A 16,890-nucleotide genomic window follows, 5' to 3' on the forward strand; every position below is an offset into this window, starting at 1 on the left:
ACAAACTTGGCACACTATTGAGTTCTCAAACAACAGGCGCTTCCAGCTTCAGCGACCCGCTCCGCGGGCCGTTTCGCTCTGGAGCAACTTCTCCATCTTAGACCATCCGCTGCGACCATGTCAACCCCGTTTTCGAGGCCTTCACTCGCCGTTCACGCGATCAGGCTTGAAAACCCTACCACGTTCTCGGTCGCTGTCAACCCTGCATTCCTGCCGGGCTGTCCCATCGCCGGCTCACGCACGTGACAGGTTCATCAGAACCTCACCGCACAGACACCGGTGACTCGCACCAGATCATCTTCTTCAGGAGTACCAGCCAGCATCACTGCCAGCCGCGTGCCCGGTGAACACCATCCGCCCTCGACCTGCCATTCTCGGCATGAATCCGCGGATCTCATGTTCCTCACCGCACCTCCCGGAGACCCGGTCGGCGTCGTGAGCACGAGAAAGAACTCTACCCCTGCCCCGCCCGGAACACCAAATCCGGGGCAGCGCCCATGGGGAAGGCCCCCTCCCCCGCGTAAACACGCGGCGGCGGGGGCCTCTGCCCCTCACTCGGGGCCCTGCCGTCGGATCCCCGTCCCGTGTCGTCGGTCACAGGTGGCGGACGGGTCCGGTCAGCCCCGGTCGGCGTCCTGGGACCCGAGGTCCGCGCCCGCCATGTTCTTCTTGCCCCGGCGCACGAGCAGATGCCGGCCGGCCAGCGCATCCTCACGGGTGTACACCCGGTCCGCGTCGGAGACGCGCTCGTTGTTCACGGACGCCCCGCCCTCCTTCACGGTCCGGCGCGCCTCGGACTTGGACCCCACCAGCCCGGTCGACACGAGCAGCTCGACGGCGGTCACCGTCCCCGGCTCCCCCTCCCACTGCGTGCGGTCGGCCTGCGGCAGCTCGGAGAGGATCGCGCCGAGGGTCTCGGCGTCGACGTCGCTCAGGTCTCCCCCGCCGAAGACGGCCTGCGAGGCCTCGATGACCTTCGTCGTCGCCTCCTCGCCGTGGGCGAGCGAGGTGACCTCCCAGGCCAGGCGCCTCTGGGCCTCCCGGCGGAACGGCTCGTCGGCCACCTTCTGCGCGTACTCCTCGATCTCGGCGCGCGTGAGGAAGGTGAACACCTTGAGGCGGTCCACCACATCGGCGTCGGCCGTGTTGAGCCAGAACTGGTAGAAGGCGTACGGGGAGCACATCGCGGCGTCGAGCCAGATCGCGTTGCCCTCGGACTTGCCGAACTTCGTGCCGTCGGCGTTGGTGATCAGCGGCGTGCCCAGGGCGTGGGCCTGCACGCCCTCCACCTTCCGGATCAGCTCGGTGCCCGCGGTGAGGTTGCCCCACTGGTCCGAGCCGCCGGTCTGCAGGCTCACCCCGTGGCGGCGGTGCAGCTCGAGGAAGTCGTTGCCCTGCAGCACCTGGTACGAGAACTCCGTGTAGGAGATGCCCTCCTCGGAGTTCAGGCGCTTGGCCACGATCTCCTTCTTCATCATGGTGCCCACGCGGAAGTTCTTGCCCACCTCGCGGAGGAAGTCCAGCGCGCTCATGCCGGCGGTCCAGTCCAGGTTGTTCACCATGGTCGCGGCGTTCTCCCCCTCGAAGGAGAGGTAGGGCTGGATCTGCTCGCGGAGGGACTCCACCCAGCCGGCCACGGTCTCCTGGGAGTTGAGGACGCGCTCGGAGGTCTGGCGCGGGTCGCCGATCAGGCCGGTGGCGCCGCCCACCAGGGCCAGCGGACGGTGTCCGGCGAGCTGCAGGCGCCGCAGCGTGAGCAGCTGCACGAGGTGGCCCAGGTGCAGGGAAGCCGCCGTGGGGTCGAAGCCGCAGTAGTACGAGATCGGCTCCCCGGCCAGCGCCTCCTCCAGCGCCGCCTCGTCCGTGGACACGTGCACGAGGCCGCGCCAGAGCAGCTCCTGCCACACGTTCTCGAAGCTCGGATCGTTCGCCTGCGCGCGCAGCCGTGCCGCGCGTTCCTCGTTATCGGGTGCCATGGCTCCAGCCTAGCGACGCGCACGCGCCCGACCGGTCCGCCGCGCGCACGCGACGTCCCGGCACTCGACTCAGGCCGGTGGGTCGGCGAGGCCGGCCGGCAGGGCGGCGACGTCGGCCGTGGACACCACGGACAGCGACTGGGTGGCCCGGGTCATCGCCACGTAGAGGTCGCCGACCACGCCCCGCGCGTCGTCGACGAGGCGCTCGGGAGCCGCCAGGACGACGGCGTCGAACTCCAGGCCCTTCGTCTCCCACGGCGTGGCCACCACGATCTCGACGCCGGGCAGCGGCGCGGTGTCCACGCGGGCCCGGCCCCAGCGCTCCCGCAGCGCGGCGAGCAGCTCCGGCGCGTGCGCGGCCGCGCCGATGACCGCGACGAGCCCCTCCGGCACCCGGTCCCGCTCCCCCGCGACGGCGTCCAGCGTCAGCGCGACGAGGTCGGCTCCCGGGCGGACGGTCAGCCGCGGGGCGTGCTCGCCCTCGCGGACGGCGCGCGGCCGGGAGACCTCCAGGCCGGCGGCCTGCGCCACCTGGGACGCCCAACGCATCACGCGCGCGGGCGAGCGATAGTTGACCGTGAGCTCCTCGAGCCGCCAGCGGTCGCCGAACTCGGGCTCCAGCACCGACGCCCACGAGCCGGCGGCGTCACGCCGCGAGGACTGGGCGATGTCGCCCACGATGGTGAAGGACTTCATGGGGCAGCGCCGGGCCAGCAGCCGCCACTGCATGGGCGAGAGCTCCTGGGCCTCGTCGACCACCACGTGGCCGTACGTCCAGGTGCGGTCGTGCGCCGCCGTCTCCGCCGTCGTGCGCCGCACCGCCCGGGCCTCGTTGGCCGCGGCCAGCTGCTCGGCGTCCACCACGCCGTCCACGCCCATGTCCGCGAGGGTCTGGTGCATGTTCTCCAGGGAGGCCCGCGCGTTCTCCAGGTTCCGCTCGTGCTGGGCGGCCGACTCGCCGCCCTTGGCGGGGGCCTCCAGCCGGCCGAGCAGCTCGGCCGCCTCGTCCAGCAGCGGCACGTCCGCCTCGGTCCAGGGGGCGTCCGCCGGACGCAGCAGCGCGCCGACCTCCTCGTCCGAGAGCCACGGGGCCGCCGCGCGCAGCAGGTGCTCTCGCGTGAGCAGGTCCCCCACGAGCTTCTGCGGGGTCAGCGGCATCCAGCACAGGTTCAGGGCGACGCGGACGTCGCGGGAGGTCCGCACGTCCTCGAGGAGCAGGTCGCGCTGCACGGGCGCGCCGGAGGACTTCTCCAGCTTCTTGCTCAGCTTCTCCGCCAGCTCGCGCACGAGGATCTTCACGAACGTCACGCGGGCCTCGTTGTGCGGCTTGCCCGTGGCGCGCGCCCGATCCCGGGCCCGGCGGACTGCGGCGGGCTTGAGCTTGACGGCGGTGCCCTCGATCATGAGTCGGCGCGGCTGCGCGAGCAGGCGCTGGCGCTGGGCCACCGCGTGGGCGATCACCTGCGCCATCTCGAGGCGGCCCTTCACGGCCGCGGCGTCGAGGTCCCGCTCCGGACCGGCCTGCACGCCAGGCATGAGCGTGCCGAGCGAGGCCATGACGACGCCGGTCTCGCCGAGGGAGGGCAGCACGCGCTCGATGTAGCGCATGAACGCCGTGGACGGGCCCACGATGAGCACGCCGGAGCGCGCCAGCCGCTCGCGGTGGGTGTAGAGCAGGTACGCGGCGCGGTGCAGCGCGACGGCGGTCTTGCCCGTGCCGGGCCCGCCCTGGACCACCACGGCCCCCGCCAGGGGCGCGCGGATGACCTCGTCCTGCTCGGCCTGGATGGTGGCGACGATGTCCCCCATCCGGCCCGTGCGTCGGGCGGTCACCGCGGCCAGGAGCGCGCCCTGCGAGTCCGCGCGCACGCCCTCCTGCCCCAGCAGGTCGGGGTCGAGGACGTCATCCTCGAGGTCGCGCACCTCGCGGCCGCGCAGCATCAGGTGACGACGACGGCGCACGCGGCCCCGGTGGGCGGCCGTGGCCTGGTAGAAGGCGCCGGCCTCCGCGGCCCGCCAGTCGACGAGAAGCCGCTCGTGTTCCTCGGTGGTGAGGCCGATGCGGCCGATGTACCGCTCCTCGTCCGGATCGCCGGCCCTCTCGGGGTCCAGGTCGAGGCGTCCGAAGACCAGTCGGTCGTCCACGGCGAGGAGCTGGGCGAGGCGGTCCTCGTAGAGGCTCGCGAACGCGTCGCGCTCGGAGTGGTTCTGCAGCGAGCCCTCGAGGCCGGTCCGGCGCACCGCCGCGAGCTGGCGCTCCTTCTCGTCGCGCAGCGCGTCCAGCCGGGCGTACCGCTCGGCCACCCGGGCCCGCTCGAGCTCGAGCTCGGACTGGCGGACGGACACGGCATCTGTCATCGGGAGGTCCTCGCGGTGCTGTCGGGGGCGTGCCGCGCCGCGGCGCACCCGGGGAAAGTGACCACCCATGCTACGCCGACCCAGGTGAACGGCGGGTGACGCGGCCGCGTCCCGCAGGTCCCCGCATCCGGCGGGACCTGCGGGACGGGCTCAGCGCGCGTTGACGACGGAGCCGGGGGTCTGCGTCCAGCGGCGCAGCGGCTCCAGGGTCCGCTCGAGGGCCTCGACCTGGGCGGCGACGGCGGCGGGGGCGGTGCCGCCCTGGGCGTCGCGGGAGTTCAGCGAGCCCTCGGTGCTGAGCACCTCGCGCACCTGCGGCGTGAGCGCCGGCGAGATCGCCGCGTACTCCTCGTCCGTGAGGTCCCACAGCTCCACGCCGCGGGCCTCGGCGGCCTTGACGGCCTCCCCGGAGAGCTCGTGGGCCTCGCGGAACGGGACGCCCTGGCGGACGAGCCACTCGGCCACGTCGGTGGCGAGGGCGAAGCCCTGCGGCGCCAGCTCGGCCATGCGCTCGGTCTCGAACTCGAGGGTGGCGATCATCCCGGACACGGCCGGCAGGAGCAGCTCGAGGGTGTCGGCCGCGTCGAAGACCGGCTCCTTGTCCTCCTGCAGGTCGCGGTTGTAGGCCAGCGGCATGCCCTTGAGCGTCGCCAGCAACCCCGCCAGGTCGCCGATGAGGCGGCCCGACTTGCCGCGGGCCAGCTCGGCCACGTCCGGGTTCTTCTTCTGCGGCATGATCGAGGAGCCCGTGGAGTAGGCGTCGTGCAGCTTCACGAAGCCGGCCTCCTTCGTGGCCCAGAAGATGACCTCCTCCGAGATCCGCGAGAGGTCGACGCCGACCATGGCCGCCACCCACGCGAACTCCGCGTACACGTCGCGCGAGGCCGTGCCGTCGATCGAGTTCCACACGGCGGAGTCGAAGCCGAGCTCCGCGGCCACGGCCTCCGGGTCCAGCCCCAGGGAGGAGCCGGCCAGGGCGCCGGACCCGTAGGGCGAGACGGCGGCGCGGGCGTCCCAGTCCACGAGCCGCTGCAGGTCGCGGGCGAAGGCCCAGGCGTGCGCGAGCAGGTGGTGGGAGAGCAGCACGGGCTGGGCGTGCTGCAGGTGGGTGCGCCCCGGCATGGGCGCGTACGGATGCGCCTGCACCTGGGAGAGCAGCGCGTCCACGGTGGCCACGAGGCCCCGGGCGATGATGCGCGCGTGGTCGCGCAGGAACATCCGGCCGAGGGTGGCCACCTGGTCGTTGCGGGACCGGCCGGCGCGCAGACGGCCACCCAGCTCGGGCCCGGCGCGCTCGATGAGGCCGCGCTCGAGGGAGCCGTGCACGTCCTCGTCGGAGTCCGCCGGGGCGTAGGCGCCGGAGCGCACGTCCGCCTCGAGCCGGTCCAGGGCGGCGATCATCCCCTCGAGGTCCTCGGCGCCGAGCAGGCCGGCGGCGTGCAGGACCCGGGCGTGGGCGCGCGAGCCGGCGATGTCGTAGGGGGCCAGTCGCCAGTCGAAGTGCGTGGACTTGCTCAGCGCGGCGAGCGCCTCGGAGGGGCCCCCGGCGAAGCGGCCGCCCCACAGGGCGCCCTCGTTGGTGCCGTGCCGGGCCTCGGGGTTCTCGGTCATCGTGGGTCTCCTCAGGTTCGGGGGTGACAGCACGACGGCGGCCGCCCGGTCATGGGCGGGCCGCCGTCGTGCGCGGGTGCCTCGCGGGTCAGCTGTTGGACAGGCGGGCGACGTCCTTGAGGTCGTCGCCGCCGCGCAGGCGCTGGTCCCGCTCCGAGGCCGTCTTGGCGGACAGGCCGAAGATGTCGATGAACCCGCGCGCGGAGGACTGGTCGAACGAGTCGCCCTCGTCGTAGGTGGCGAGGTTGAAGTCGTACAGGCCGGTTTCCGAGCGGCGGCCCTGGACGGTGGCCCGGCCGCCGTGCAGCTCGAGGCGGATCTCGCCGTTGACGTGCTCCTGGGTCGCGTCGATGAACGTGTCCAGGTTCCGCTTCAGGGGCGAGAACCACTGGCCGTCGTAGACGAGCTCGGTCCAGCGCTGGTCCACGGTCTTCTTGAACCGGGCCTGCTCCCGCTCGAGGGTGACGTTCTCGAGCTCACGGTGGGCGGCGATCAGCGCCATGGCGCCGGGGGCCTCGTAGATCTCGCGGGACTTGATGCCCACGAGGCGATCCTCGACGATGTCGATGCGGCCCACACCCTGGGCGCCGGCGCGGCGGTTGAGCTCCTCGATGATCTCCAGGGAGCTCAGCGCGCGGCCGTCGAGGGCCGTGGGGACGCCGCGCTCGAAGGCGATGGTCACCACGTCCGGGGCCGGCGAGAAGGCGGGGTCGTCCGTGTAGTCGTAGACGTCCTTGGTGGGACCGTTCCAGATGTCCTCGAGGAAGCCGGTCTCGACGGCGCGGCCCCAGACGTTCTGGTCGATCGAGAAGGGGTTCTTCTTGGTGGTGACGATCGGCAGCTCGTTGCGCTCCGCGTAGTCGATGGCCTTGTCACGGGTGAGGGCGAGGTCGCGCACGGGCGCGATGCACTTCAGGTCTGGGCCGAGCGTCTGGATGGAGACCTCGAAGCGCACCTGGTCGTTGCCCTTGCCGGTGCAGCCGTGCGCCACGGTGGAGGCGCCGAACTGCCGGGCCGCGGCCACGAGGTGGCGGGAGATGACGGGCCGGGAGATGGCCGAGACCAGCGGATACGCGTCCATGTAGAGGCCGTTGGCCTTGAGCGTGGGCATGCAGTACTGCTCGGCGAACTCGTCGCGCGCGTCCGCCACGTACGCCTCCACGGCGCCGCAGTCCAGCGCGCGCTGGCGGATGGTCTCGAGGGACTCGCCGCCCTGGCCCACGTCCACGGCGACGGCCACGACCTCGGCGCCGGTGGCCTCGGCGATCCAGCCGATGGCCACCGAGGTGTCCAGGCCGCCCGAGTAGGCAAGGATGATGCGTTCCTTCACGTTCTCTCCTCTTATATGGGGTGCGTCTCCGACAGTGGCCGGGCGGCCTGCGGAGGCGGTCTCGGAGCCGATCCTACCCGCGTTTCGAATAAGTATGCAAACTTCGGAATACTTGGGCGGGCCACGCTCCCCGACCGGCCGCCGCAACCTCCCTCGCGGCCTCACCGAGACCTTCGCCCACCACCCGGATCACCGCCGATCGCGACCTGAGTCACAGGAAGGACACGGCGCCGTGACCCGCCCGACGCCGACCGTCCACAGGTCGCCGGAAGATGTCCTGCACAAACTCCGTCCCTCGGGTGGACGAATCGACCCCGATGAGACGATCCGTTTGACATGATGTCCTCTCACGCCAAATCCGAGACGGACAGGCCAGAGTTCGCCCGCGCTCGATTTGACGCGAGGGGGGTCGGCGTCGTTGACTCTTCCGTAGCCGATTCGTGATCGAACCGTGATCTGACCGACAGGTCGGGAAGCGGGACCGCCCACGAGATCGAACTCGCTCCGACGGTCGCCCGCTGCTGGGTCGTCCCGAACCGCCGGAGGACATGACCCGACCAAGGAGAAGGACGATCCCGGTGCGCCCCGGCCGCCGATCAGCGAGGACTCGCCATGGACACCATGACTCTCTTCACCTCCACCCGCACCCGCCGCACCACCGCCTCCGTCGCCGCCGGCATGACCCTCATGGGCGCCGCCGCCGTGGGCTTCTCCGCTCCGGCCCAGGCCGCGACCGAGGAGACCTGGGACGCCATCGCGTTCTGCGAGTCCACCAACCGCTGGGACATCAACACCGGCAACGGCTTCTACGGCGGCCTGCAGTTCACCCTGTCGTCCTGGCAGGCCGTGGGCGGCCAGGGCTACCCGCACCACGCCTCGAAGGCCGAGCAGATCAAGCGCGCCGAGATGCTCCAGGACCTTCAGGGCTGGGGCGCCTGGCCCAAGTGCGCCGCCGGCCTGACCCAGGCCGACGCCGACGCCACCGACGCCGCGCCGGTCGCCGTCGAGCGCACCGCCTCCGTGCAGCGCCAGGCCGCCGCCGAGCAGGCTGCCGCTGAGGAGGCCGCTGCCGAGCAGGCCGCCGCCGAGCAGGCCGCCGCCGAGCGTGCCGAGGCCAAGCGTGCCGCCGCCGCCGAGCGCGCCGCTGCCAAGCAGGCCGCCGCTGAGCGTGCCGCCGCCGAGCAGGCCGTCGTCGCCGACGCCGAGACCATCGTCGTCAAGGCCGGTGACTCCCTGTGGAAGCTCGCCGCCGAGCACGAGGTCGAGGGTGGCTGGACCGCCCTCTACGAGGCCAACAAGGACACCGTCTCCGACGCCGCCATGATCTACGTCGGCCAGGAGCTCGTCCTGCCCCAGGCCTGAGACGCCTGACCGGTCGTCACCGGTCCATGATGAAGGCCCCCGCCATGGCGGGGGCCTTCGTCATGCCCGGCCGGCATCGGGCCAGGCCACGGGGGGCGGTCGCTAGGTTGGTGCACCGACCGACCCGCCGCCGGGGTGCCGACCCCAGTGCCGCCGGCCCCGGAGCCACAGTGCCGCAGGTCCGCAGGTCCGCAGGTCCGCCCAGCAGCAGAGCACACCGAGCACACCGAGAGGAGCGCCCCATGTCCGCCCCCGCCCCCGCCCCCGCCCTCGCCGTGCCCCGTGCCGCCGTCGCCGGCCCTCGCGCCCGGCGCCGCCCGCTGGCCGTGGGGGCCGCCCTCTGCCTGGCGCTGGCCGGCTGCGCCGCGCCCGGGGTGCCGGCCGGGGACGACCCGGACACGCTCGGGGGGCGGTGGACGGAGCTGAACGAGTCGCTGGACTCCGCCCGCTCCGTGGCCGTGACGGCCCGATGGGCCCGGCCCGCCGCCGTCGTCACGCTCGCGGGCTCGCTCGAAGCCGACGGCGCCTACCGGGGGACGTCCACGGGAGCCGAGGGGGCCGTGGAGGCGGTGCACGCCGACGGCGTCACCTACCTGCGCGGCGAGGGCGCCGGGGACGCGCTGGACGGGGTGGATCCCGGGCGGTGGCTCGCCCTCCCGGGGCCGGCGCAGGACCTGGTCTCCCCCGCGGAGCTCATCGCGCAGGTGCGCGCGGAGCTGCCCGACGCGCTCGCCCGGGAGGACGCGGCCGTCGAGGGGCGCGAGGTCACCGTGGACGGCGAGCGGCTCGAGCTGTTCTCGGGGCTCCGCCTCGACGGCGCCGGGCCGGTCGACCTCTATCTGGACGCCCGGGGACGGCTGGCGCGCGTCGCGCGCTCCGCCGATGCGACGGCCGACGCCACTGCGGCTCCGAGCTCAAGGTCTGGTGCGGCACGCACCTCGAACGCCGCCCCGGACCCGGCGGGCGCCCTGCTGCCGCGCGTCGAGTCGGTCGACTTCGACGACTGGGACGCGGTCCCGCCGGTGATCGCCCCGCCGGCCGCGGACGTCTGGGACCGGCCCGGGCTCTGACCGTCGCCCTGGACGACACGCCGGCCACGGCGTCCGGCGGCCTGGACCGCCGGACGCGGACTCAGCCGGCCAGGCCGAGCAGGTACGCCGCGACGACCGGCGCGGCGGACACGCCGGGGGTGATGAGCAGGATGGTGTCATCGCCGGCGATCGTGCCCATGACGTGCTCCACGCGCGCCTGGTCGATGACGCTGGCGAGGAACTGCGCGGCCCCGGGCGGGGTGTGCAGCACGACGAGGTTCTCCGTGGGCTCGGCGGAGATCAGCAGCTCCCGGGCCATGCTGGACAGGCGGCTGAGCTGGGCGTCGGAGCCGCGGCCGGGCAGGGCGCCGTCGTCGCCCTCGGCGGGCAGCGCGTAGACCATCCCCCCGGGCCCGCGGGTCCGCACGGCGCCGAGGTCCACGAGGTCGCGCGAGAGCGTGCCCTGCGTGACGGAGAGCCCGCGGTCGCCCAGGGCGTCCGAGAGCTCGGCCTGGGACCGGATGCCGCGCGTGGCCAGGATCTCCCGGATGGCCGCCTGCCGGGCCGTCTTGGTGGTGGGGACCGCCATCAGCGCGGATCCTCGGCGAGGCCGGAGCGGTAGAGCAGCCAGGCCATCAGCGCCTTCTGGGCGTGCAGGCGGTTCTCGGCCTCGTCGAACACCACGGACTGCGGGCCGTCGATCACCTCCGCGCTCACCTCGTAGCCGCGGTACGCGGGCAGGCAGTGCAGGAAGATCGCGTCGCTCCCCGCACGGGCCATGGCGGCCGCGTCCACCTGGTAGTCCCGGAACAGCGCCAGGCGCGCCTCCTTCTCGTCCTCCTGGCCCATGGACACCCACGTGTCCGTCACGATGACGTCGGCGCCGTCCAGCGCCTCCGCCGCGTTCGTGGTCACCAGGACCGAGCCGCCGGTCTCGGCGGCCCGCTCCCGCGCCGCCGCCACCACGTGCTCGGCCGGCAGGTGCCCGGCGGGCCCGGCGATGCGCACGTGCATGCCCGCCGTCGCGCAGCCCAGCAGGTAGGAGTGGGCCATGTTGTTCGCGGCGTCCCCGAGGTAGGCCAGCACGCGGCCCTGCGTGCCGCCCAGGTGCTCGCGGACGGTGAGCAGGTCGGCGAGGATCTGGCACGGGTGGTAGTCGTCGCTCAGGGCGTTGACGACCGGCACGCGGGAGTGGGCGGCCATCTCCTCGAGGCCGGACTGGGCGAACGTGCGCCACACGATGATCCCGACCATGCGCTCGAGCACGCGGGCGGTGTCCGCTACGGACTCCTTGTGGCCCAGCTGCGACTCCCCCGGGTTCACGATCAGGGGGCTGCCGCCGAGCTCGGCGATGCCGGCCGCGAACGAGACGCGCGTGCGCGTGGAGGTCTTGTCGAAGAACACCACGCCCGTGCGGGGGCCGGCCAGCGGCCGGTGCGCGAACCGGTCGGTCTTCATCTGCGCGGCCAGGTCCAGGACCTCGGCCTGCTCCCCCGGGGTGAGGTCCGTGTCCACGAGGAAGTGGCGCACGGCGGCGGGGGCGGGGGTCGGGGCGGGGGTCACGAGGGGTCTCCTTCGGTGGTGGCGGCGGACACGAGGGCGGGCAGCAGCTCGACGAACCGCTCCAGCTCCTCGGCCGCGATGACGAGGGGCGGGGCCAGGCGCAGGGTGTCCGGGCCCGTGGCGTTGAGGATCCAGCCCGCCTCGAGGCCCGCGGCGACGACGGCGGGCGCCAGTCCGCCGTCGGGCACGGGGCCGCGCGGCCCGGCGAGGTCCACGCCGATCCACAGCCCGTGGGCGCGCACGGCGGCCACCTCGGGCAGGTCGGCCAGCAGCTTTGCGGCGCGCTCGCCGGCAGCCCGCACGTGCTCGAGCAGGCCCTCGGAGCGGATCGTCTCCAGGACGGCCAGCCCCGCGGCGGTGGCCAGCGGGTTGCCGCCGAAGGTGGTGCCGTGCTGGCCCGCCGAAAGCAGACCGGACACCTCCGGGCCGACGCACACCAGGGCGCCGATCGGCACGCCGCCGCCCAGGCCCTTGGCCAGGGTGAAGGCGTCCGGCAGCACGGGGTCATCCGAGCCGGTCACGGAGGGGTTCTGGAAGCCGAACCAGGTGCCGGTGCGGCCCATGCCGGACTGGACCTCGTCCAGGATCATGAGGGCCCCGGCCTCGCGGGTGAGGGCGCGGACCTGGGCCAAGTAGCCGACGGGCCAGCCGTGCACGCCGGCCTCGCCCTGGACGGGCTCGAGGACCATGGCGGCCACGGTGGCGCCGGAGGCGTCCGGGGCGAGGGCGGCCCGCAGGGCGTCGACGTCGCCGCCGGGCACGTGCTCGACGCCCCCGGGCAGCGGCTCGAAGGGCGCCCGGTAGGCCTCCTTGTGGGTGAGGGCGAGCGCGCCCATGGTGCGCCCGTGGAAGGCCCGCTCGAGGGCGATGACGCGGGTGCGGCGGCCGGACGGGTCCTGCCCGCCGTGGCGCCGCGCGAGCTTGAACGCGGCCTCGTTGGCCTCCGTGCCCGAGTTCGCGAAGAACACGGTGGAGCCGGCGGGGGCGTCGGCGACGGCGAGCAGCTCCTCGGCGAGCCGGATCTGGGGCTCGGACGTGAACAGGTTGGACACGTGCCCGAGGCCGGCGATCTGCTCCCTCACGGCGCGCACCACCGCCGGGTGGGCATGCCCGAGGGAGTTCACGGCGATTCCGGCGAGCAGGTCCGTGTAGCGGCGCCCGTCGGCGTCCCACACGTGCACGCCCTCCCCGCGCACCAGCACGCGGGCGGGACGGCCGAACACCCCGGTCACGGAGTCCGCGTAGCGCGCCAGCAGCGCGTCCTGGGTGGTGCTCATGCGTCCTCCTGCACGGTCGTGGGGGCGGGGCGGCCGGCCGTGTCGGCGTCGGGCACCACCTGGGTGCCGACGCCGGCCGAGGTGAAGACCTCCAGCAGCATCGAGTGGGGGCGGCGCCCGTCCACCACGTGGGCGCGCTGCACGCCGGCGTCCACGGCGGCCAGGCAGGCGGCCATCTTGGGGATCATCCCGGAGGCCAGGGAGGGCAGCAGCGCCCGCAGCTGGCCCGCCGTCAGCGAGCTGATGAGCGAATCGCGGTCCGGCCAGTCCGCATAGAGGCCCTCCACGTCCGTGAGGAGCACGAGCTTGGCGGCGCCGAGGGCGGCGGCCAGGGCCGCGGCCGCGGTGTCCGCGTTGACGTTGAGCACCTGGCCCGTGGGCTCGCCGTGCTCGTCGATCTCCGGGGCCACCGAGGAGACCACGGGGATGCGCCCGGATCGGACCACGTCGAGGATCGCCGTCGGGTCCACGCCGGTGACCTCGCCGACCAGCCCGAGGTCCACCTCCTGCCCGTCCACCACGGCACCGGTGCGGCGGGCGCGCAGCAGGCCCGCGTCCTCGCCGGAGAAGCCGACGGCGTAGGGGCCGTGGGAGTTCACGAGGCCCACGAGCTCGCGGCCCACCTGGCCGGTGAGGACCATGCGGACCACGTCCATGGCCTCCTCGGTGGTGACGCGCAGCCCGCCGCGGAACTCGGACGCGATGCCGAGCCGGTCCAGCATCGCGTTGATCTGCGGGCCGCCGCCGTGCACCACGACGGGGTGCACGCCCACGTGGTGCAGGAAGACGACATCCTCGGCGAAGGCCCGGCGCAGCTCGTCCGAGACCATCGCGTTGCCGCCGTACTTGATCACCATGACCGAGCCGGCGAAGCGCTGGATCCACGGCAGCGCCTCGATGAGGACCTCGGCCTTGGACTCGGCACGGTCGAGCCGGTCGGCGGCGGAGAGGACGGGTGCGGCGGCCGTCGTGACGGGGTCGGGCTGAGGGCTCGATGACTGGCTCATGGGGGCGGTCCTCACGTGGAGTAGGCGGAGTTCTCGTGCACGTAGTCGTGCGTCAGGTCGTTCGTCCAGACGGTCGCCTCGGCGTCTCCGGCGTGCAGGTCCACCTCCACGAGCACCTCCCGCGCGGACAGGTCCACGAGGGCGCGGTCCTCCCCCACGCCGGAGGCGCGGCACACCTGGACGCCGTTGAAGGAGACGTCCAGCGCATAGGGGTCGAAGGCGGCGACCTCCTCGGGGACGGTGCCGACGGCGGCGATGACGCGGCCCCAGTTGGGGTCCTGGCCGAAGATCGCTGCCTTGAACAGGTTGGAGCGGGTGACGGCCCGGGCCACGGCCTCGGCGGCGTCCTCCGTCTGCGCCCCGTGCACGCGCACGGCGACGTCGTGCGCGGCGCCCTCGGCGTCCGCGACGAGCTGGCGGGACAGGTCCGCGCACACCTCGTGCAGGATCGCGGCGAAGGCCTCGGGGTCCGGGGCGACGCCGGCGGCGCCCGAGGCCAGCAGGATCACCGTGTCATTGGTGGACATGCAGCCGTCCGAGTCCACCCGGTTGAAGGTGGTGCGCACGGCGTCCTTGAGGGCGGCGTCGAGCACGGCGGCGGGCACGTCCGCGTCCGTGGTGATCACGCAGAGCATGGTGGCCATGCCGGGGGCGAGCATGCCCGCGCCCTTGGCCATGCCGCCCACGGTGAAGCCCTCGCCGCGGGCCTGGGCGGTCTTGGCCACCGTGTCCGTGGTCTTGATGGCCACGGCGGCGTCCTCGCCGCCGTCCGCGGACAGGGCGCCCGCCGCCGCGGCGACGCCCGCGAAGAGCCGCTCGCGGTCGAGGCGCTCGCCGATCAGCCCGGTGGAGCACACGAGCACGTCCCCGGAGGAGACGCCGAGGGCCTCGGCCGCGTGCTCCGCGGTCGCGTGCGCGTCCAGGAAGCCGGGGGCGCCGGTGGCGGCGTTCGCGCCGCCGGAGTTGAGCACCACCGCGTCCGCGCGGCCGTCCGAGACGGCCTGGCGCGACCACAGCACGGGGGCGGCGGCCACGCGGTTGGCGGTGAAGACGGCGGCGGCCGCCCGGCGGGGGCCGTCGTTGACGACGACGGCCACGTCCGGCGTGCCGGAGGCCTTGAGGCCGGCGGTGACGCCGGCGGCGCGGAATCCCTGGGCTGCGGTGACGCTCACGGTGCGACCCCCTGCTGCTCGAGCCCCGCCTGCTCCGGCAGGCCCAGGGCGATGTTCATGGACTGCACGGCGCCTCCGGCCGTGCCCTTGGTGAGGTTGTCGAGGGCCGCGGTGACGATCACGCGGCCGGCCCGCTCGTCCACGGCCAGCTGCATCTGCACGTGGTTGGAGCCCAGGACGGACTTCGTCGCCGGCCACTGCCCCTCGGGCAGGAGGTGGACGAAGTGCTCGTCCGCGTACGCCCGCTCCCAGGCGCCGCGCACCGCCACCGGGTCCGCGCCGGGCCGCAGCCGCGCCGTCGCCGTGGCGAGGATGCCGCGGGCCATGGGGGCCAGGGTCGGGGTGAAGCTGATCTGCACCCGCTCCCCCGCGGCCTGGGAGAGCCCCTGCTCGATCTCGGGGGTGTGGCGGTGGCGGCCGCCCACGCCGTAGGGGCTCATGCCGCCCATGACCTCGGAGCCGAGCAGGTGGGGCTTGGCGGCCTTGCCGGCGCCGGAGGTGCCTGAGGCCGCGACGATCACCACGTCCTGCGGCTCCAGCAGCCCGGCCGCGAAGCCGGGGGCCAGGGCGAGGATCGAGGTGGTGGGGTAGCAGCCGGGGACGGCGATGCGCCGCGTGCCGGCCAGGCGCTCGCGCTGGCCCGGCAGCTCGGGCAGGCCGTACGGCCACGTGCCGGCGTGTTCGGAGCCGTAGAAGGCCTCCCAGTCCGCGGCGGACTCGAGGCGGTGGTCGGCGCCGGCGTCGATCACAAGGGTCTCGGGCGAGCGCTCGGCGATCTGGGCCGCGAGCGCGCCGGAGGCCCCGTGGGGCAGGGCGAGGATCACGACGTCGTGCCCGGCGAGCACGTCCGCGGTGGTCTCCTCGAGGACGCGGTCGGCGAGGGAGTGCAGATGGGGCTGGAGGGCGCCCAGGCGCTCGCCCGCGTTGGAGTGGGCGGTGATGGCCCCGACGGCGACGTCGGGATGGCCGGCGAGCAGGCGCAGGGCCTCTCCCCCGGCGTATCCGCTGGCCCCGGAGACGGCGACGGTGTGAGTCATGCACCCACCCTAGCCGATATATGCAACGTGCGGCATATGTATGCGTAACCCGTCGCCGCCGGTGCCCCGATCGTAGACTGAGGCCATGCCCCACGCCAGCAGCCCCGCCGTCCCCCGCAGCCACCACGCCGTCGTCGTCGCCGAGACCGGCGGCCCCGAGGTCCTGCGGTGGACGCAGGCCGACGTCCCCGCCCCCGGCCCGGGCCGGGTCCTGGTGCGCACGGCCGCCGTCGGCCTGAACTACATCGAGACCTACCAGCGCGCCGGCGTGTACCCGATGGACCTGCCCTTCGTCCCCGGCACCGAGGCCTCCGGCACCGTGGTCGGGCTCGGCGAGGGCGTGGACCCGACCCTGCTCGGCGCCCGGGTCGCCACCGCGACGGCGCAGGGCGCGTACGCCGAGCACTTCACCGCGCCCGCGGACCGGCTGCTGACCGTGCCCGAGGGCGTGGACCTCGCCGACGCCGCGGCGCTGCCGCTGCAGGGCATGACGGCGCACTACCTGTGCCGCTCGACCTTCCCCGTCGAGGAGGGCCAGACCGTGGTGGTGACGGCCGGCGCCGGCGGCGTCGGGCTGCTGCTGACGCAGCTGGCCGCCGCGCGCGGGGCCCGGGTGATCACCACGGCGTCCACCGAGGCGAAGCGGGAGCTGTCCCGCGCGGCAGGTGCCGCCGCGGCCGTGGACTACCCGGAGCTGGCCGCGACCGTCGAGCGCCTCACCGACGGGCACGGCGCGCACGCGGTGTTCGACGGCGTCGGCAAGGACACCTTCGAGACGTCCTTGCGGGTGCTGCGGGTGCGGGGCACGCTCGTGCTCTTCGGGGGCGCCTCCGGGCAGGTGCCGCCCTTCGACCTGCAGCGGCTCAACGCCGCGGGCGGGCTGTACGTCACCCGCCCCTCCCTCGTGCACTACACGCGCACCGAGGAGGAGACCCGCGGCCGCGGCGACGAGCTGTTCGCCGCGTGGGCCGCCGGGGAGCTGGACGTGCGGATCGGCGAGCGCATCCCGCTGGCCGAGGCCGCCGCCGCCCACGCCGCCCTCGAGTCCCGGGCGACCACCGGCAAGGTGCTGCTCACCCTCGGCTGAGCCGCGCGCCCGGCCGGCCTCCCGCCCGCGGCCCCGGCGAGGCGCCGCGGGCGGCCCCGCCGCACGGACCCCCTCACCA

The 16,890-nt window shown here is 74.1% G+C and carries 13 protein-coding genes; 3 read left to right on the forward strand and 10 right to left on the reverse strand.

Annotated features, from left to right (window positions below):
* Nucleotides 1–617 precede the first annotated feature (617 nt).
* From tyrS to NWP10_RS05550, 4 genes are all read right to left on the reverse strand, one after another.
* Nucleotides 618–1,976: a tyrosine--tRNA ligase gene (tyrS, locus tag NWP10_RS05535; RefSeq protein ID WP_258300161.1), complete on the reverse strand. Its 1,359-nt coding sequence runs from the start codon at nt 1,974–1,976 to the stop codon at nt 618–620.
* Between the two features lie 69 nt (nt 1,977–2,045).
* Nucleotides 2,046–4,334 carry a UvrD-helicase domain-containing protein gene (locus NWP10_RS05540; RefSeq protein WP_258300162.1) on the reverse strand — a complete coding sequence of 763 codons (2,289 nt, stop codon included), beginning with the start codon at nt 4,332–4,334 and terminating at the stop codon, nt 2,046–2,048.
* A gap of 150 nt (nt 4,335–4,484) precedes the next feature.
* A complete protein-coding gene (gene argH, locus NWP10_RS05545; RefSeq protein WP_258300163.1) occupies nt 4,485–5,945 on the reverse strand; it encodes an argininosuccinate lyase in 1,461 nt (486 codons plus the stop codon).
* A gap of 88 nt (nt 5,946–6,033) precedes the next feature.
* Nucleotides 6,034–7,275: an argininosuccinate synthase gene (locus NWP10_RS05550; protein ID WP_258300164.1), complete on the reverse strand. Its 1,242-nt coding sequence runs from the start codon at nt 7,273–7,275 to the stop codon at nt 6,034–6,036.
* Nucleotides 7,276–7,887: 612 nt separating this feature from the next.
* Between NWP10_RS05550 and rpf the strand changes: the two genes are divergently transcribed.
* Both rpf and NWP10_RS05565 read left to right on the forward strand, forming a co-directional pair.
* Nucleotides 7,888–8,637 (forward strand): resuscitation-promoting factor Rpf, encoded by a 750-nt coding sequence (gene rpf / locus NWP10_RS12445; RefSeq protein WP_309137701.1) that lies wholly within the window; start codon nt 7,888–7,890, stop codon nt 8,635–8,637.
* 242 nt (nt 8,638–8,879) lie between these two features.
* Nucleotides 8,880–9,707 (forward strand): hypothetical protein, encoded by an 828-nt coding sequence (locus tag NWP10_RS05565; protein WP_258300165.1) that lies wholly within the window; start codon nt 8,880–8,882, stop codon nt 9,705–9,707.
* Nucleotides 9,708–9,768: 61 nt separating this feature from the next.
* On the opposite strand, the gene NWP10_RS05570 is transcribed toward NWP10_RS05565, so the two are convergent.
* The 6 genes from NWP10_RS05570 to argC are packed head-to-tail and all read right to left on the reverse strand — an operon-like array spanning nt 9,769 to nt 15,724.
* Nucleotides 9,769–10,257 (reverse strand): arginine repressor, encoded by a 489-nt coding sequence (locus NWP10_RS05570; RefSeq protein WP_258300166.1) that lies wholly within the window; start codon nt 10,255–10,257, stop codon nt 9,769–9,771.
* Nucleotides 10,257–11,231, reverse strand: a complete 975-nt coding sequence (argF, locus tag NWP10_RS05575; protein ID WP_017488683.1) for an ornithine carbamoyltransferase — start codon at nt 11,229–11,231, stop codon at nt 10,257–10,259. The genes NWP10_RS05570 and argF overlap by 1 nt, the downstream gene beginning before the upstream one ends.
* Entirely contained in the window at nt 11,228–12,508 is a 1,281-nt protein-coding gene (locus NWP10_RS05580) for an acetylornithine transaminase (RefSeq protein WP_017488682.1), read from the reverse strand. The genes argF and NWP10_RS05580 overlap by 4 nt, the downstream gene beginning before the upstream one ends.
* A complete protein-coding gene (gene argB, locus NWP10_RS05585; RefSeq protein WP_017488681.1) occupies nt 12,505–13,515 on the reverse strand; it encodes an acetylglutamate kinase in 1,011 nt (336 codons plus the stop codon). The genes NWP10_RS05580 and argB overlap by 4 nt, the downstream gene beginning before the upstream one ends.
* An 11-nt stretch (nt 13,516–13,526) precedes the next feature.
* Entirely contained in the window at nt 13,527–14,687 is a 1,161-nt protein-coding gene (gene argJ, locus NWP10_RS05590; RefSeq protein WP_017488680.1) for a bifunctional glutamate N-acetyltransferase/amino-acid acetyltransferase ArgJ, read from the reverse strand.
* Complete coding sequence (gene argC, locus NWP10_RS05595; RefSeq protein ID WP_017488679.1) at nt 14,684–15,724, reverse strand: N-acetyl-gamma-glutamyl-phosphate reductase; 1,041 nt, start codon at nt 15,722–15,724, stop codon at nt 14,684–14,686. The genes argJ and argC overlap by 4 nt, the downstream gene beginning before the upstream one ends.
* Before the next feature lie 85 nt (nt 15,725–15,809).
* Between argC and NWP10_RS05600 the strand changes: the two genes are divergently transcribed.
* The gene (locus tag NWP10_RS05600) at nt 15,810–16,811 is read left to right on the forward strand and encodes a quinone oxidoreductase (protein WP_258300167.1); all 1,002 of its coding nucleotides are present in this window, start codon (nt 15,810–15,812) and stop codon (nt 16,809–16,811) included.
* Nucleotides 16,812–16,890 lie beyond the last annotated feature (79 nt).

The organism is Micrococcus sp. HG099 (genome assembly GCF_024723355.1).
Lineage (GTDB): Bacteria > Actinomycetota > Actinomycetes > Actinomycetales > Micrococcaceae > Micrococcus > Micrococcus endophyticus.

Excerpts from the sequence above, each read along its gene's own strand:
- argH (WP_258300163.1), bottom strand. The coding sequence starts at position 5,945 with ATGACCGAGAACCCCGAGGCCCGGCACGGCACCAACGAGGGCGCCCTG.
- NWP10_RS05565 (WP_258300165.1), top strand. The coding sequence starts at position 8,880 with ATGTCCGCCCCCGCCCCCGCCCCCGCCCTCGCCGTGCCCCGTGCCGCC.
- tyrS (WP_258300161.1), bottom strand. The coding sequence starts at position 1,976 with ATGGCACCCGATAACGAGGAACGCGCGGCACGGCTGCGCGCGCAGGCG.
- rpf (WP_309137701.1), top strand. The coding sequence starts at position 7,888 with ATGGACACCATGACTCTCTTCACCTCCACCCGCACCCGCCGCACCACC.
- NWP10_RS05580 (WP_017488682.1), bottom strand. The coding sequence starts at position 12,508 with ATGAGCACCACCCAGGACGCGCTGCTGGCGCGCTACGCGGACTCCGTG.
- NWP10_RS05570 (WP_258300166.1), bottom strand. The coding sequence starts at position 10,257 with ATGGCGGTCCCCACCACCAAGACGGCCCGGCAGGCGGCCATCCGGGAG.
- argC (WP_017488679.1), bottom strand. The coding sequence starts at position 15,724 with ATGACTCACACCGTCGCCGTCTCCGGGGCCAGCGGATACGCCGGGGGA.
- NWP10_RS05540 (WP_258300162.1), bottom strand. The coding sequence starts at position 4,334 with ATGACAGATGCCGTGTCCGTCCGCCAGTCCGAGCTCGAGCTCGAGCGG.
- argB (WP_017488681.1), bottom strand. The coding sequence starts at position 13,515 with ATGAGCCAGTCATCGAGCCCTCAGCCCGACCCCGTCACGACGGCCGCC.
- NWP10_RS05600 (WP_258300167.1), top strand. The coding sequence starts at position 15,810 with ATGCCCCACGCCAGCAGCCCCGCCGTCCCCCGCAGCCACCACGCCGTC.